Here is an 18237-nt window from a genome sequence, read left to right as displayed (position 1 = left end):
TTCCTCCTGCTTATCGTATAACAGATTTTAAGTTCAACATTACTTCTTCTGCTTCACGAACAATATCTTGAATGATTGTAGCGCAAGGTTTAATATCAGTTAACATACCTGCGATTTGTCCAATCATAACGGAACCATTTTTAGTTTCCCCTTCAATCGCCGCTTTTCTAAGTGTACCAGCACCTAGGTTTTCAAGAGCTTCTTTTGGTGCTCCGCTGAACTCAAGGGATTGATATTTACGAGCTAATAAGTTCTCAATGATACGAACTGGGTGACCTGTTGTCAAGCCTGTCATCACTGTAGAACGATCTTTTGCTTTCAATACAGCTTCTTTATAATTCTCATGAGCAATACATTCTTCAGATACTACGAAACGAGAACCCATTTGAACGGCACTAGCGCCCAATGCTAAGGCTGCCGCCATACCGCGACCATCAGCAATACCACCAGCGGCGATAACAGGTACGTCCACAGCATCTACGATTTGAGGAATTAAACACATAGTTGTAATATCCCCTACGTGACCACCAGATTCAGTACCTTCTGCGATAACTGCATCAATGCCACCACGAAGTAGACGTTTTGCTAAGAGTACAGAGGCTACCACTGGAATTACTTTCGTACCGATTTCTTTGAAAGCTGGTACCCATGTGGATGGATTACCTGCCCCAGTTGTGATAACTGGTACGCGTTCTTCCAAAGCAACTTCCATAACTTCATTCACAAATGGAGACATCAACATGATGTTACAGCCATATGGTTTGCTTGTGCGCTCTTTCAATTTATGAATTTCTGCACGGAATACATCTGGAGGCATATGACCTGCCCCGATAATTCCCAAACCGCCTGCTTCAGATACAGCAGCTGCTAATTCAGCTGTACCTAACCAAGCCATACCACCTTGAAGAACGGGATACTCTATCCCTAATAAATCACAAATATCAGTCTTAATCATCTTGTCCTCCTTAGCACCATTTCATTACTAGACTTGCCCAAGTTAATCCTGCACCAAATCCAGCAACGGCAAGATTATCACCTTTTTGTAATTTTCCTGCACGCACTGCTTCATCTAAAGCAATCGCAATGGATGCTGCTGATGTGTTTCCATACTTAGGTAAATTAATAAATACTTTATCCTCTGTCAGATGCAAACGATCTGCTGCAGATTTGATAATACGAGTATTCGCTTGATGTGGAATAAAGAAATCTAATTCTTCCACTTTCATATTTGCCATTTCTAGAGCTTTCAATACAGTTTTGCCCATTGTTTTTACAGCAAATTTATATACTTCTTGTCCATTCATATGAATGAAAGTTAACCCCTCTTCACGACGTTCCGTAGTCGGTGGCAATGCGGTACCTCCAGATGGAATACATAGATGCATTCCGCCACTTCCGTCAGCCCCCATATCCATACCAAGCATACCATAGCCTTCTTCTACTGAAGATACTACAGCGGCTCCAGCACCATCGCCAAAAAGAACACATGTATTGCGATCTTCCCAGTTTACCACACGAGATAATACTTCAACGCCTACGACGAGGACATTTTTAAACAATCCCGCATTGATATAGGAACTAGCTGTAATCAAAGAGTATACATATCCTGAACAAGCTGCAGATAAATCAAAGGCTGCCGCTTTCGTAGCTCCTAGATTCGCTTGTACTAAACATGCCGTAGATGGAATTGCCATATCGCCTGTTAAGGTGGCAACAATAATACAATCGATATCTTCTGCTGTTAAGTTAGCAGCTTCTAAGGCTTTTTTTGCCGCTTCTGTAGCCATATCTGAAGCATTTACACCTTCTGGTGCAATTCTACGTTCTTTAATGCCTGTTCGTTCTTGAATCCAAGCATCGCTAGTATCTACCATTTTTTCTAAATCTGCATTTGTAAGAACTTTTTCTGGCACATAGCTACCGGTACCAATAATTCCGACTGGCTTATTCAGCATTGTCATATGTTAGGGTCCCTTCTTCTTCAATACTTGAGGAAATATGTTCAATCAATTTCCGTTCTACTAAATCTCCAGCAATTTTAATGGCTGTCATAATTTCCTTAGATTTAGAGCTACCATGGCAAATAATAAATACACCATTTACCCCTAATAGAGGTGCTCCACCATTTTCTGTGTGATCTAGTCGTTTTTTTATTTTCTTAAACACAGGAACAATCAATAAGGCTCCTAGTTTAGAGATAATGCTACTTTGTTTGATGCCTTCTTTTAGAATATCTTGTACCACTGATACAAGACCTTCTGCAAATTTTAGCACCACATTACCTACAAATCCATCACATACTACTACATCTACCGTTCCTTTTGGAATATCACGGCCTTCCACATTCCCTTTAAAAGGGATTGTTTTTAGTTTTTGTAGTAACGGATAGGTTTCTAAGACAACTTCATTTCCTTTAGTGGATTCTTCACCAATATTTAACAAGCCCACAGTTGGGTTAGGTTTACCAAGTAACAACTGCGCATAGTTATATCCCATGATAGCACCTTGCACTAGATGTTTTGGCTTACTATTCGCATTAGCACCAGAATCTAGCATAATTGTCACGCCATTCGCTGTTGGTAATGGTGTAGCAATACAAGGCCGCTCAATCCCCTTGATTCTTCCCAATCCTAGTAAAGCTGATGCCACGGCCGCCCCAGTACTACCTGGTGCAATCACCGCATCACAAACCTTTTCACGAACCAACCGTGTCGCCACCGCAATGGATGCATCTTTTTTCTTGCGTAACGCAATACTTGGATGCTCATGCATTTCTATGACTTCACTAGCATGATGAATGGAAATTCTTGGATTCTCCAGTTCACCTTCTGCTTCTAAAATTTCTTTTATTTTACTTTCATCACCGACAAGCACGATATCCATAGTATCATATTCGTGCACAGCGGCAATAGAGCCTAAGACTATTTCGAGGGGAGCAAAATCGCCACCCATAGCATCTACTGCAATCTTCATAGTTCACCTTTATTCTATCACAGATTCCATAATGAATTTAGCGCGAAACACTTCTTTTATGTTATCTTTGATTGTTACTTTTATAAAGAATTTTTCTCCTCGTTGTCGCACTAACTCTGCTTTCGCCGCCAAATTGACATCACTCTTAACAAGGCTTTTATACTTAATGTTTCCAACTCCAGCAATCATCGTAGGTACTCCTACAATGGCTCTCGCCAACGAGTTCGCTTGAGCATATAAATATTGTGCCTCTACGTAACCAGAGCGATCCAGCATATCTTTTGTAGTGCGAAGAACACTGATGCCGTATTGTCCTACTGCTAAATCAATGACATCTCCTACCACATCTGCCCGATCTATATGCTGTCGGTCATCAGAATGCTCCTGTGCCATTGCCTTAATCCGTTCACGTAATTCAGGAATGCCTAGAGCCAACCGATCCAATCGAATGGTAGGAACACTGACACCAAAATATGTGGCCAATTCCTCATCTGTCGTGAAGGGACTTATATTCAGTTTTTCGCGCAATAACTGTTGTCGTTCTTCCTTCTTTATACGACTCATATAACCACCTTTTATGACCAAGTAATAATACTTCCATACAATTATACTCTAAAATGATAATAGCATGCAAGCTTTTCTTTATTACTATGCAAAATATGCATAGCTATTTGAGAATGGTCAAGGATCCTTTATTAATGTTTACATAGATTGGCGCGCTTCCATCCGATGCATTAGGTCTATGGTCTACCACTTTAATATACCCTTTTAATACATTTACTACGATAGGATATACATCTTCTTGGTATATGATACCTGCCGTTTCTGGAGTATCCCCACCAACGATATTTTGAATGTGGCTTCCTGTGAAAGCATATCCTTTCCCTGTAGCTAGCAGCAATTCTCCATGACCCGTACGATGTCGTTTTGCTCCAATCCATTGGTTATGCCATGTGGCATTGTTTTTTAATACTAAGGTAATTCCTGATTGATGAGGATTATCTCCACTTTCAGCAAATTCATTTAAAGCCCCACCAGTCCAATTGGAGTCCTTTGTGCCAAGATTCATCGCGATATAGGAGCCATGACGACCTGGATTAGGGTTCAACCCATAATTTTTGTTAAGCACACCAAAATTGCCCGTCACTTGTACTGTCGGATACTGATTAACCTGCTCCACAGAAGAAATCGTTGTGCTTGTATAGGTATCAGCTAATCGGTTAGTACCAATGCCAATGCTACCTTCTTCTACAACGGCACCATACACATCTGCTTGTTGGAACGGCATCGTGTTTAGTTTCACCGGACCATCCAAAGTAATATAACTATCTTTATTAGCTTGCAAGCCATTACCAATAGCGTGAATCACTGTTGGTCCGTGCACCACAACTTTAGTATCAAACTTAGGATCATCAATGTGTTTGCGTCCAAATCCTGCATACATGCCACTCATGTAGTAATGGGCCATTTCATCAGGTTGATCATAAGGGGTAGAGTTTTGCATAGCCACTGTTAACCCTTTATGAATCGTCAATCGAGTACCGTCATGGACATATATCCCCGATACATTGTGATGTTTTTTTAGCGCTGCATCGTAGCCTACACCACTCACCTCTATATGTAAGCCTTCAGGATAGTCTAACACCTCATGATATTTACGTATTCCAACAGCCCGACCATTGGTCTGTACAGTAATCTTCTCTGGCTGTGTTACATTGGCTTCATACACCATATCAGCTGAGGCTCCATACACCATAGGCACTAAACTCAACCACCCTAGTATCGTTCCTATAGCAAGCTTCTGTTTATATTTCATATATACCCCCTTTGATACGCCCATCATCGATTATTATCTTCTTTAGTATACCATTGGTCGGTATAGTAATAAAATCTACGTCTATGAATATTAGTTATACCATAACTTGAGCGCCACTCCTATTGTATAGCCTCACTCCGAAAGCTCCCTATCCTTGCATATCACCTCTAACTATTTACATGCAAATTGCTTCCCCACCTAAAAAAAGAGATGACCCTATATAGAATCATCTCTTTCCTTATAGTATGTAATTATGCTTACATTAGATTTTAGAATTTAAACTTCATCCCCACAGAGTAGGTACGGCCGGGAGCTAGTTCTTTTGCATAGAATTGACGATCGAATAGGTTTTGTATACCTACTTGAACTGTAGCTTCTTTAGATACTTTATAATTCACATATGTATTTGTTATAAAGTAACTATCTTCTGCTCCATATTCACCCAAGGATCTATCTTTACCTTGACGTGTACTCACATATTGCATATCCCAAATCGCATTCCACTTGCCGCTGTTATATTCAAAACCACCATGGAATAGATGTTTCGGAATCTCAAAGTTTTGTTGTCTTTCATCTTTTACATCTGTATTAGCTAATGCTTGGTTATGAAGTTCTCCCATTTGCCATGTATAATTACCAAATACAGACCATTTCGATGACAACCTATGACGTAGTTCCAGTTCTACACCACGACGTGTTTCAGATCCTACATTAACATAGGTTTTATAATCATCTTTACCATCTTGCTTTTTATATGTCACATATTGAATTTTATCTTTAGTTTTTACATAAAAAGCTGATACATTTAGCTTTGTATTTTCATTCCAAGATTTTTTTAACCCCAATTCAAATGTATCAGAATGCTCTGGATCTAGATTTGGATTGGCTTTAATTTCATTTTTTGACGTTTTTCCATAGCGATACACTTGGTATAAGGTTGGTGGTGCAAAGGAATGACCATACGAAGCGTACACATTGGTTGTATCATTCATATACCGTTCTACCGATATCTTAGGACTGATTTCTGTGTAAGAACCTTCTTTATGATGTACAATATCATAGGTTTTTGTCTTCTGATTGTATTCCCCATGAGACCCATCATATTTTTTAAAATGATCGAAACGAAGTCCTGCATAGATAGCCCAGCTATCATTTGGACGATAGGTATCTTGTACAAAACCGGCAATATTTCGGCTAGCCCCACTGTTTGTTTCACTGATACCATTTGGATATACGTTTGTATCCACAGCCCCTTTATCGCGCCAATGGGAAAGCATGATTTTATTTTGGTCAAATCGTTCTTGTTTCCAGTTCAAACCACTTACAATTTCATGTTTTCCTTGGCTATTCCAAGCTTTTTGAACATCAAAATTATACGCTTTACCTGGATAAAAAGAGTGTGTCCCTGGACCTTCATAATCTCCTGAATTTGCTTTTGTTGGCATAGAGTATCCATCTTTCTTTTTATCTAATAGACTCAAAGAAATTTGCAGTTTATTTACATCATTTTTGTATTGCAAGCTATGGCTTTGATACTCACGCTCTGCATCATGCCCTAAGAATCCATCGCCTTTCACTTCTACGTACTTTGCATCATCGATTTTGATATTTCCAGTGAAAGTGGGCTTTCCATTCACTATTACTACACTTGTTGGATTATGATACGAGTATTTATGATTTGCATAGGTATACCTATAGGTTAAAGATTCTTTTTTACCTAAGTGCATCGTTATATATGCTGACAAATTTTTATTATGTAAAGATTTATCACCACGATTACCCAATACATAATTACCATTTTTTAATTGTTCTAATGGTACATCTGGCGCTACAGCTTTGACCTTATCTGTCACTTTTTTGCTACTTTCAGTGATAAAGAAGCCTGGGAAGCCTTTTGTACGGCGTTCCTCTGCAGACACACCAATCGTAATTCGATTAGAAACAGATGCATCAAAACCTAATGCATTATTCCATGTTCCATAGGTTCCCCCATTTATTTTGCCATGCCAACGAATCTCCTTACGGTCTGCTTTCGGAGCTACTTGCTTCGTTTTGATGCTGACAACGCCTGCTACACCTTTTCCACCATACAAGGAGGAACTAGCACCTCGAACTAACTCAATTCGCTCAATAGAATGAACAGGAATCACTTCCCAATCCACCTTATTATTGAATGAGTTATTCATAGGCACACCATCAACGAATACGGATATATTTTTAGAATCAAACCCACGAATTTGAAGTTCTCCTGCAGAAGCTGCACTTTTATAGACTCCCGGCAACAGTTGTAGCGCATCTGCTACTGTATCTGCTTTACGGTTTTCAATATCTTTTGCCGTCACTACCGATACAGAGCTAGGTGTTTTCGCAATATCTTGTATTGTTCTAGTCGCTGTTACTGTTACATCAGGTAATATAACTGTATCCTCTGCCACTTGTGTATCTGCCGCATATCCATGTTGCCCACTCATAGCTAATACTACCATGGATAACAACATAGCCCGAGTTGTCTTTCGTTTCACTTGTTTCATTCGTGCTTCCCTTCTTACTATAAAACAAACATTAAGTTTTCTATTAGTATAACATTCATTTTCAATATTGCAAATCATTTTGTGAAAATATCTTCATATATAACAAAAAAGCGGCCGAAGCCGCTTTTTGTAAGTACGTAAAATTATTTACGTAATCCTAATTTTTCTAAGATCGCACGGTAGCGTTCGATATCTTTACGACGAAGGTAGTCAAGCATGTTACGACGTTGACCAACTAATTTTAAAAGACCACGACGGGAATGATGATCTTTTTTGTGCTCTTTTAAATGCTCAGTTAAGTATACAATGCGGTTAGTTAAAATCGCGATTTGTACTTCTGGGGATCCAGTGTCACCTTCGTGAACAGCAAATTCTTTAATAATAGCTGCTTTAGCTTCTGTAGTTAACATGTTTCATGTCCTCCTAAAAATTACAATTCCATAGGCCAAAGTAATGGGCGGAGACTCAATTACCTCGCCTAGGTTAATACATCGGTATCTATAATACTATACTTTGTGGTAAAAGTAAAGTACTTAGCCCAGCATCATGCGGTCACTGAGGGTATTTTCGCTGGCTACTTCAAAGCGCTCTAATAAATCTTGTACGGTTAAACTAGCTTTTTCTTCTCCACGTACATCATAGATAACTTTACCATTATCCATCATAATCAAGCGATTGCCGAATCGTAAGGCATCACGCATATTATGGGTAATCATCAAGGTAGTCAAATGATGTTCTTTGACCAATTCATCTGTGAGCTGCAATACTTTTTCTGCCGTTTTAGGATCTAAGGCTGCTGTATGTTCATCTAGCAACAGCACTTCTGGCTTCAACATAGTGGCCATCAACAAAGTAATGGATTGTCGTTGACCACCACTTAATAATCCCATACTGGATGACAAGCGATGTTCTAAACCCAAATCTAAACGAGCCAATTGCTGTTTAAATAATTCTCTTTCATTTTCTTTAAAAGCCCAAGATAATCCCATTTGTTTGCCTCGGCGCAAGGCGAGAAGCATGTTCTCCTCAATTTGCATATTTCCTGCTGTGCCCAACATAGGATCTTGGAAGACACGACCAATGTATTTGGCCCGCTTGTATTCCGCCATATGAGTGACGTCTACATCATTAATATGTAATGTACCTTCATCGACAGGGAATACCCCAGCGATGGAGTTCAACAAGGTACTTTTACCGGCACCATTACCACCGATAACAGTCACGAAGTCACCATCTTCTAATCGTAAATCAATGCCACGAAGAGCAATTTTTTCATTCACCGTGCCTTTATGGAAGGCTTTCACAATTCCTTTTAATTCTAACATGTGTGCACCCTCCTCTTAACCACGACGAAATTTACCTTGCCACGTTGGTAAAGATAAGGCAAGAGCTACTAATATAGCGGTAAATAATTTCAAATCATTTGGAGGCATACCTAGGTATAGTACAGTAGCAATAACAATACGGTAAATAATGGAACCGAATACAACGGCTACTAAGCTCAACACGAAGGAAGAATTACCGAATAGTTTGCGCACTACCGAAGAAGAAGCAAATAGTACTTCCCCGATGATAACAGATGCCAAACCAATAACGATAGTCCCTACACCCATACCGATATCTGCGAAGCCTTGGGATTGGGCAATTAAAGCACCCGACACAGCTACAAATCCATTAGACAATAATAAGCCAAGGACAATCATAGTGTCTGTGTTCACCCCTTGGGCACGAATCATTTGTGGATTTACCCCAGTAGCACGAATCGATGTACCTAGCTCAGTGCCGAAGAACCAGAATAAGAATAATCCCACTACCACCGTTACTACTACACCAATGATGGTCAATGCCACCGCATTGGAAATGCCCATGCTATGAATGGCGGAGTACACTGTATCCATGCGCAATAAGGAAATGTTTGCTTTCCCCATAATATGTAAGTTCACAGAATACAAGGCAATCATGGTTAAGATACCAGCTAGCAATGCAGGAATTTTTAATTTGGTATGTATCCAGCCCGTTACAGCTCCAGCAATCATACCACCAATACCTGCAACTATCACTGTGATCCAAGGGTTTACACCCATGGTAATCAATACTGCAGAAATAGCAGATCCCATAGGGAAACTACCTTCTACTGTTAAATCAGCTACGTCTAAAATTCTGAAAGTAATGAATACACCCAATGCCAACAATGCCCACAATAGGCCTTGTGCAATGGTACTAATAATTAAGTTTGTCATAGATCCTCCTACTTGGGGTTGCCCCCACTACTATACTACTGTTGTCGTAATGACTCTGGAATCTGGATGTGCAAGCGATCTGCTTCGTCTTGATTGAATACAAATTTAATAGGCTCTTGCATCTCGATTGGCATGCTATCCGGTGTACTTTCACCACGAAGCACACGGGCCGCCATATGTCCAGTTTGAACCCCTAATCTATAAAAGTCTACAGAATAGGCTGCTAGTCCGCCTGTTTTTAACCATGTCTCATCAGAGGGAAACACTGGTAAGTTGGCACTACTAAAAATGGTGACGATGTTCGCATAGGATGAAGCGATGATATTATCCGTTGGAAAGTACACTGCATCAATCCCCATAATAGCTAATTGATTCGCCGCTTGCGGTACGTCATTCACGTTGGATACGGTAATTTCCACTAATTCCATACCGTATTTCTGCGCTTCTTTTCGAAAACTCTCTGCTTGTAATTGTGAATTCACTTCACTAGATGAATAAATAGTACCGATTTTTTTCGCATTCGGCAATAATTGATGCACTAATTCCACTCGTTTTTCCATAGGCACCATATCTGTGGTACCCGATACATTACCACCTGGATGTTCATCACTATCCACTAGTCGTGCTGTGGTAAAACTCGTAACCGCCGTTCCTAACACCGGAATATCCTTCGTAGCATTTGCCATAGCCTGTACGGCTGGTGTGGCAATAGCCACTACTAAATCGGAATTACGTGCCACAAATCGTTGGGCAATGGTGTTTAGATTCGATTGGTCTCCTTGAGCATTTTGATGGTCAAGAATCACATTATCTACAAATCCCTCTTCCCGTAATCCATCTACAACACCTTTGTTGGCTGCATCTAGTGCGGGATGCTCCGCTAATTGCAAGATACCTACTCGGTACATCTTGCCTCCTCCTGGTGCTTCTAGTGAAGATTCATGCCATAGTAAGAATCCCACCAGACAGACCACCAACAGGGCCAGTCCTTTTTTCCACATAAAAATCTCCTTTCTACTATACTACATTGGTAGCCTCGCGCTACCGCCTACAGTCTTTCTATGGGAAAGATATAGAGATTATACCACATGTGAAAGTAATAGAAAATATATAATTTGTAATTTCTATAGAATCTAATATTTTTCTGTAACATATGGATAAAGGCTAGAAAACCTGATGCCCATTTCTATAGCAATAAACATCGAAATATACTTGTAAAGATAGACAAAACGACTAGATCCTTACAACCTAGTCGTTTATCTATATTACACTATTAATTTGTCTTGCAAGATACTCTACACCGCGATACTAAACATCTCTACTAGTGTATGTACAAGCATAACTATTATTTTCGTACTAGACCGATATGTACCATACCCACAACAAAACCGATAATGGACGGTAAAATCCAGCCCATACCGATGGAGGCAAATGGAAGCATTCCATAATATGGCAACGCCCATTGTACAAATCCAGATTGATTGATAAATGCTGGTGCTGTTGCCATAGCATCACCTAATGCCGCAAATAACGCAAAGGCTGTTGTCCACGCATACACAGCTTGTCTGCCTTTGAAAATAGGTGCTGCAAAGGATAACAAGATGATGGTAATAGACAATGGATACAAGAACATCAATACAGGGATGGCTAATTCGATGATTTTTGTTAAGCCTACGTTAGCAATTAAGAAACCCACTGCTGTTGTTAAGTATGCATAACCACGGTAACCCAATGTATTAGGGAACATTTCATCAAATGTTTCACCACAAGCACCGATTAAGCCTACACATGTTTTTAAACATGCCAACGTAACGATAATAGCCAACAAGATAGCCCCTACATTACCGAAGTAAAATGCATTCATTTGCGCCATAGTGATACCGCCATTTTTAGCAAGACCTAATGTGGTCACGCTAGTAGCACCACTATACGCCAAGAAACCGTAGATAACAGCCATAATGGAGCACGCTACGAAGCCGGCTTTCACAAGGCCCATAGCAATGTCCTTAGGTTCTGTGACCCCTACTCCTTGTAGAGCACGAATAACGATAATACCAAAGGCTAAAGATGCCAATACATCTAGCGTGTTATATCCTTCCGTAAAACCTTTGAAGAACGCATGAGTCGCATATTCCCCTTGTGGCGCTACTGATGTGTAATCTCCCATTGGCATAACCACTACAGTGATTAATAAAATACTTAGAAACACTAAGAATAATGGTGTTAACACTTTACCAATATAGGTCATCAACTTGCCAGGGTTTAGAGAGAACAAAATAGCAATGATAAAGAACACTGCAGAGAATACACCTAATGCAAGATCTGGATTGACACCACCAAGGAATGGTTCAAATCCGATGGTATAGGATACTGTACTTGTTCTCGGGATGGCAAATGCAGGGCCAATAGTAATGTATAACAACAAAGTAAAGATTTTACCATACATAGGGTGTACGCGGCTCACTAAATCTTGTAAGCCATTACTACGAGATACCCCCATAGCAACAATACCCAAGAATGGTAATCCGATTGCTGTTACTAAAAAACCTATAATAGCTGGCCATAAGGCTTGACCGGCTTCTTGTCCCAAGTGAACTGGGAAAATTAAGTTTCCTGCCCCAAAGAACATGCCGAATAGCATAGTTCCAATAAAGGCTACGGAACCCCAAGATAATGTTTGCTTCATGATTAGTCCCCCTACATAATGATTTTTAATACATCTAATACTTCGTCAGGCAACTCATCTTTTGTTCCTTTTAAGTTTTCAATGTAATCATAACGGAACTCAAATGCTTTATGAAGAATATGATGATACTCACGAACTGTAAAGTCTGGTTCAAAACCTTCCACTTTTACATATTCTAAGTTTTCATATTTATAGAATGGTTCAAAGTTAAGACTACCCTCAACCAAACCTTCTAACAAACCTAATGTTACCTCTTTTGGAATTTTCTTATCCAAGAAGAAGCCCGTATTCATAATGTAGCAATCTACACCAGATTGAGTGAATAATTTTTTGTAGCTTTCATAATCAGTACGTAAGGAATAGGTACGGAATGGATTTGCATAAGGTTCAATGACCAATGCATTAGGATCTACATTGTCGTCTAATTTTTCCGCTGTAGAGCGACGTGTTGCCAAAGTAGCACCCATAGTAGCTGCCAAAATTGGATCATCAATTTTTAAAATCGGTGGTAACGTTTTATCTTTCATCAACCACACGATAGCATTCACTGGATCTTTCACAAAATTCACACGATTGTCTGTCCAGAATTGCGATTTAATAGCACGACCATTGTTATTGCGTACATCTTCTGCTAAGACAACTTTATTACCATCTTCATCTAAGGTTACACCCACATTTTGTAATGTCAATAGATATTTATTGGCAGGATGTTCCACCGGATAGTCTTGCATTTTATCAAAATATGTTGGTTCTAATGCAATAGAGGATAAATCTTCTGTATGAATAATATACGCATCATCATGTAACACAGAAATATCATAGCGTCCATCATGTTGTTCATGCGTTAATGTAGACTTGCCCGATCCGGATAACCCGAATACGCCGATGGTATAGGAAGAACCATCTTTCAAATTGTATCGTTTCATGCCACCATGGCACGCCACATAGCCGTAACGATTTGCCAAGGACCATCCTAATGTAAGAGTACCTTTTTTGTGTTCTCCAAAATAGCGCATCCCTAAAATCATAGCGCAGTTATGAGCAGGATCAAAAATAGCAAGTCCTCCAGGATATCCTTCTACCACATAATCTGGATCAGAATAGATAAAAATATCCCCTTCAGGAATTTCCTTACTCTCTCTGTAAAAGGCTTTTACTTCCTCATTGAAAAATTGGAAATTGATAGCCCAAGAATACAGGATAGATGCATGTTCTTTCGGAATCATCAAGTGCGCACGAGCTGTGAAAGCTTCATCCAAACCTACGATGGCTTGCGCAGAAATCCATTCTTTATGACGGCTATCATATACAGCTTCACGAGCAATATCACATAACTCTACTTCGTTAATCCCTTCATCACCGATGATGCGCCGCGCTTTTGCATAACGACCTGTAGTTTTACCATTATTGGTAACTAATACTTTTGCATCTTGTGGTAATCCTTGCTCTTCCGCACGGTAAATTGGCATATCTAATACAATGACACCAGGTTCCTTAGTTGCTAACTCATAAGCCTGTGCAATGGATTTAACAGGTGTTACATTATTTCCATAAAACGCTGTTTCTATCGTACTTCTTAATTTAGAAAAAAGCGGGTTTTCTTTAATTTCGGACTGTTTCCATTTTAATCTTGTTGCCATAATTTCCTCATTCGTTGTAACTTATTATACTTATGTATATTCCCTTATATTCTAACATTTAATTAAGTATTTCACAATATGAGACCACCATATGCACAGTATTAGCCTTAATAAACATAAGTTTCTGTGATATGAATCACAATATATTCTTACTATGCAGTAAGTAGATATACAAAAACGGATGTCACGAGGTATGCATCTCATAACATCCGTTACTTACCTATATACAACTACGCTTTAAGATTCATAACAGAATCGATGTCTAGTTCTTGCAAATAAGTTTTGAAAGCCTCTGCCAACTGTGGGTTTCGCAAGCCGTATTCTACGGTGGCTTTTAAATAGCCTAAGCGATCACCTATATCATAGCGTACCCCTTCATAGGAATAGGCTAAAATTTTTGATGAAAGTCTCGCAATGGCATCGGTCAACTGAATTTCATTACCCGCTCCTTGAGGAGTTTTTTCTAACTCGTCAAATATATCTGGTGTCAAAATATAACGACCTAATACGGCCAAGTTCGATGGAGCATATTCAAGTGGTGGTTTCTCCACTAGCCCAGCTACTTCGTACACATTCGGTTCAATTTCATATCCTGACACAATACCATAGGAGCTAACTTTTTCTGGCGCTACAAATTGAGTTCCTAAAATCGTCACCCCATCATGGGCATAATAACAATCAATCAACTGTTTCAAGCATGGCCTTTGCGGATTATACACCACATCATCCCCTAAGAGAACAGCAAATGGCTCATCTCCTATGAAAGACTTAGCACAATAAATAGCATCACCTAAGCCACGGGCTGTTTTCTGACGAATGTAATGAACTTTAATATTCGCCAAGTTTCTCACCATCTCCAGATGCTGTTGCTTGCCTTGTTGTTGCAATAATTGTTCCAACTCCACGCTAGTATCAAAATGATCTTCAATGGCACGCTTATTCCGTCCTGTAATAATTAGAATATCCTCAATACCGGAATCGATGGCTTCTTGCACAATGTATTGTATAGTTGGTGTATCCACGATAGGCAACATCTCTTTCGGTTGTGCCTTAGTGGCTGGTAAAAAGCGTGTTCCAAAACCTGCGGCTGGAATGACTGCTTTTCTAACTTTTTTCATGGCGTCCCCTTAGATTAAAAATCTTTCGCTACCAATGTATATTCCCATTTCTTTTGTTTTGTACGATATGTTAAGGATCCTTCAAAGGAATGCAAATCTCTATGCCATGTCAAATCTACATAGCGTAATTCATGGGTTTGCAAGTCTCGTTGCATTTGTACACTAAAACGATCTAATCGTGTAGCTTGGACACTTAAACCATAGTACAGATTATACTTCACATCGATTTGATCAAATGGATATGGAGAATCTGCTGAAACCGATACATTACTTTGACGATATCCAGCCCATGCATCCACTCGTGGACCTAATTTTGTAGTCGCTCCTACGCCCCAATATGGCATAGATCGTACGGATGAATCATATCCATAATAGTCACGTTGGTAACCCCCATAGAATTTTACCTCTGTGTTCGATCCAATACGAACTGGATCATGAGAGAGTTCTCCAAAATATTTAGTATGGCTACCTTTGATATGGCCTTCCACCCATCTACCATAGCTAGCCCCGCCACGAATTGTAAATGGCGTAGCACCTATATGATAGGCATGTGTGTCTATGGACAGTTCAGGTTTCTTTTCTACCCATACCTTTTTAGCATTTAGTGTAGCTGATTCACGACTGTATGCAATCTTTGCTTCACCCCATGGCAAGAACTGTACATACCCAAAAGATGGTTTAAATCCAATATTGGTGCCCCATGTATAATGCAAGAACAACTCTCCATGCTTAGATACAGGATAATCAATCTTACCAGTTAAGCTCAATCCGTCAGAGGAGTTGTATTTTGGTCTTGGTACAAAGGAAAATACACTCACTTGTCCTTGTTTATCTTGGCGCAAAGACACGGTATATTTTTTTACAGAAATAATTCGTTTATTTTTAATATAAAAGCTTGCATTATGAATGACTGCTTTATCGCCAGGGAATACTTCAATATAATCCCCTTCCACACGATAATCAGGTGCCCCTTTAAAAGCGATGGCATGTTTTGTCGTTAACCAACCTTTTTCAATGCGCCCTGTTTTACCATCAAAGTCGCCTACTTCAGCTTTCACCCAATAGGGATCTGCATAGCCAAATACGTCCTTTGTATGCGCTTCACCAGTAGTCGCATTGTAAGTAATATGAGAACCTGTTAAGTTTTTTGTGTCCCCTTTATCTTCTAAAAAGCGATAGTCCGATGCACTTTCATATTGTTGCGTCTTCGTATTGCCTTCTATTTTTTGCGACAGTAGCTGTTGATTGCCTCGTTCTACTTCTACAGAACCGTTGGCCCATACACGACCAGTTGTATCATTATAATACATTTTATCTGCATCAATACGAACAGGTACGGCTGGCTTCTGTGCCTCTTCTTTTCCTTTAGGAACTGCTGGCTTCACTTGCAGATTCGGTACATACTTTGTATCCGTAGATACAGTGGAACCCATAGGAGTTTGCACATACTGAACCGCAGCTACTTGAGGCTCCGGTTCAAATACTGGAGCTGTAGTATCTACTGTTTGTGCATGGCTTTGTGTACACGCCAATGCCGTCAAAATGGCAGCGGCTGTTACAGAATATCGTTTCATGTCCATCTCCTAGTCTTTCTCACGTTTTACAATGATGACAGGTTTTTCTGTTAAAGAATCATCTGGTACAACTTGTACAGGCTCTTCTTTTGCTTTTACAGCTGGCGCTTGTATAGCAACTGGCTCTGCTGCTTTCGGTGCTACCACAGCCTCTACAGGAGCTTTAGGAGCTACACCAGTATCCACACCATGTATTTCTATACCAGAAATTGTAACAGAAGATTCCGGTTGCACGTATACAAGCGTTCCTACTGGCAAATCAATGGATTTTCCTTTGACAAAGTAGCCCCCTACAAGTCCTACTGGTCCCAACAATACAGCTCCTGCTACAGAGGCGCCAGCAGCTTTTAATTCGCCTTTTGTTTTCGCTTTTGCTTCTTCCCCTTGGATAGCTGTAAAGATAGTTCCGTCGATACCTTGTAACTGGTCAAAGACAATGTTCAATTTAGCATTACGACCAAAGGAGCGAGCTTTTGTAATTTCTGTAATATGACCAGTTCCTACTGTTCCTTTAGGAATCAACAAAGTTTCTCCATCCATTACATCTTCAGCTACTTTGACATGTACCACATCATCTTTTACATTTTTTTGAGATGTCACAGGTTCTGTCAATTCTAGAGTAAATACTTGATCTGCTCCAATTGTACCCGTCTTAGTTTTCAAAGCTACTTGTGTGCCAAAGATAGATTGTTTTAGTTTTTGTACACGGCTTTGTAAGGATCCTTTTGCTTCTAATCCATTCACACTGCGTTCCATTTCCCCAATGCGCTCTACAAGAGATCCACTATGAACTTCATCAAAATACATCCATTCCAAAGCATTCACTTCTTGATGCAATGTTACCTTTGTACCTTGCCCTTCTACAGACTTGTACAAAGATTCCACTTGACCAGTAATACTGCCTTGTTGTTTAGCCCCCAAAATAGTATCTTGCAATTGATGCACTCGATCTGTTAAGGCCCCTACTTGCACTTTACCATATACAGTACTTTCTAAGGCTTCTGTTTTTTCTAAAACAGTATCTGGTGCAGCCCATACACTTGTTGTTAAAAGAGCGAATACGGCTCCCAATACAGCAGAACGTTTCATAGTATCTCCTCATCTCTACTAACACATAGATAGCACGGGCAAGCCCGTGCTAATCCATTAAATCTTCAAATCTATAATTGCCGATACACCGACCCCTTGAATGCGATTGGCACTCGTTGGATTTGTGCTATCAATCGGTACTAGTCCTTTTACGCGAGCTACGGAATTAAAACTAGCCTCTATTTGCGCTACTGCCTCAACACGTTCCACTTCACTGCTAGGTCCTGTTACCTGTGCCGCACCAATGTGTCCACCTTTTCCAAGACTCACAATAGGAACTACTTTTGTTGAATAGGTAGTACTCAAATTGTTTTGCTTTAATAAACTGTTCAAGAAGTTATTGATGGAGTCACCGTATTTATCTACTAGAAAGCCCACGCCTCCTACTTTCAATACGCCTCCTACTAGACTCCCTAAATTAAATGCCTGTGCTTGTTGAACTCCAACAACACCTACAGTGGCTACCGAGAATGCTACCATAGCAGCTACGATTTGTTTTTTCATCGTAATATCCTCCTTTTCCTTTCCATTGTATCAAAAAATACATTTTTATTCTATACAAAGTATACG

16 protein-coding genes are annotated in these 18237 nt (G+C 39.8%); all 16 read right to left on the bottom strand.

All coding sequences use genetic code 11. The annotated features are described in order from the left end of the window. Nucleotides 1–10: 10 nt before the first annotated feature. A complete protein-coding gene (gene fabK, locus EO121_RS04905; RefSeq protein ID WP_126938133.1) occupies nucleotides 11–955 on the bottom strand; it encodes an enoyl-[acyl-carrier-protein] reductase FabK in 945 nt (314 codons plus the stop codon). A 10-nt stretch (nucleotides 956–965) separates the two neighbouring features. Continuing rightward, nucleotides 966–1961 carry a beta-ketoacyl-ACP synthase III gene (locus tag EO121_RS04900; protein ID WP_127166462.1) on the bottom strand — a complete coding sequence of 332 codons (996 nt, stop codon included), beginning with the start codon at nucleotides 1959–1961 and terminating at the stop codon, nucleotides 966–968. Beyond that, nucleotides 1945–2973, bottom strand: coding sequence for a phosphate acyltransferase PlsX (gene plsX, locus EO121_RS04895; RefSeq protein ID WP_009353579.1), 1029 nt, complete (start codon nucleotides 2971–2973; stop codon nucleotides 1945–1947). The genes EO121_RS04900 and plsX overlap by 17 nt, the downstream gene beginning before the upstream one ends. Nucleotides 2974–2982: 9 nt before the next feature. After that, entirely contained in the window at nucleotides 2983–3537 is a 555-nt protein-coding gene (gene fapR / locus EO121_RS04890) for a transcription factor FapR (protein ID WP_126939208.1), read from the bottom strand. Nucleotides 3538–3640: 103 nt separating this feature from the next. Further along, a complete protein-coding gene (locus EO121_RS04885) occupies nucleotides 3641–4789 on the bottom strand; it encodes a hypothetical protein (RefSeq protein WP_127166460.1) in 1149 nt (382 codons plus the stop codon). A gap of 269 nt (nucleotides 4790–5058) precedes the next feature. Then, on the bottom strand, nucleotides 5059–7320 hold the full coding sequence (locus tag EO121_RS04880; RefSeq protein WP_127166458.1) for a TonB-dependent receptor: 2262 nt from the start codon (nucleotides 7318–7320) through the stop codon (nucleotides 5059–5061). Nucleotides 7321–7463: 143 nt separating this feature from the next. Continuing rightward, nucleotides 7464–7730 carry a 30S ribosomal protein S15 gene (rpsO, locus tag EO121_RS04875; protein ID WP_009353572.1) on the bottom strand — a complete coding sequence of 89 codons (267 nt, stop codon included), beginning with the start codon at nucleotides 7728–7730 and terminating at the stop codon, nucleotides 7464–7466. Nucleotides 7731–7853: 123 nt separating this feature from the next. Then, nucleotides 7854–8645, bottom strand: a complete 792-nt coding sequence (locus EO121_RS04870; RefSeq protein WP_127161331.1) for an ABC transporter ATP-binding protein — start codon at nucleotides 8643–8645, stop codon at nucleotides 7854–7856. A gap of 15 nt (nucleotides 8646–8660) precedes the next feature. Further along, nucleotides 8661–9560, bottom strand: coding sequence for an ABC transporter permease (locus tag EO121_RS04865; protein WP_127166457.1), 900 nt, complete (start codon nucleotides 9558–9560; stop codon nucleotides 8661–8663). Nucleotides 9561–9595: 35 nt separating this feature from the next. Continuing rightward, nucleotides 9596–10561 (bottom strand): ABC transporter substrate-binding protein, encoded by a 966-nt coding sequence (locus tag EO121_RS04860; RefSeq protein ID WP_127161333.1) that lies wholly within the window; start codon nucleotides 10559–10561, stop codon nucleotides 9596–9598. Between the two features lie 344 nt (nucleotides 10562–10905). Then, on the bottom strand, nucleotides 10906–12246 hold the full coding sequence (gene brnQ / locus EO121_RS04855; RefSeq protein ID WP_127166455.1) for a branched-chain amino acid transport system II carrier protein: 1341 nt from the start codon (nucleotides 12244–12246) through the stop codon (nucleotides 10906–10908). 11 nt (nucleotides 12247–12257) lie between these two features. Continuing rightward, a complete protein-coding gene (locus EO121_RS04850; RefSeq protein ID WP_127166453.1) occupies nucleotides 12258–13886 on the bottom strand; it encodes a phosphoenolpyruvate carboxykinase (ATP) in 1629 nt (542 codons plus the stop codon). Nucleotides 13887–14116: 230 nt separating this feature from the next. Then, on the bottom strand, nucleotides 14117–15004 hold the full coding sequence (galU, locus tag EO121_RS04845) for a UTP--glucose-1-phosphate uridylyltransferase GalU (RefSeq protein ID WP_127161336.1): 888 nt from the start codon (nucleotides 15002–15004) through the stop codon (nucleotides 14117–14119). 14 nt (nucleotides 15005–15018) lie between these two features. Beyond that, on the bottom strand, nucleotides 15019–16578 hold the full coding sequence (locus tag EO121_RS04840) for an LptA/OstA family protein (protein WP_127166451.1): 1560 nt from the start codon (nucleotides 16576–16578) through the stop codon (nucleotides 15019–15021). A gap of 9 nt (nucleotides 16579–16587) precedes the next feature. After that, nucleotides 16588–17667, bottom strand: coding sequence for a hypothetical protein (locus EO121_RS04835; RefSeq protein ID WP_240629389.1), 1080 nt, complete (start codon nucleotides 17665–17667; stop codon nucleotides 16588–16590). 57 nt (nucleotides 17668–17724) lie between these two features. After that, a complete protein-coding gene (locus EO121_RS04830) occupies nucleotides 17725–18171 on the bottom strand; it encodes a hypothetical protein (RefSeq protein ID WP_127166449.1) in 447 nt (148 codons plus the stop codon). Between the last annotated feature and the right edge of the window lie 66 nt (nucleotides 18172–18237).

Origin of the sequence: Veillonella sp. CHU732 (assembly GCF_003992085.1) — a bacterium.
Classification (GTDB): Bacteria; Bacillota; Negativicutes; order Veillonellales; family Veillonellaceae; genus F0422.
This window is presented reverse-complemented; position numbering and strand designations above follow the sequence as displayed.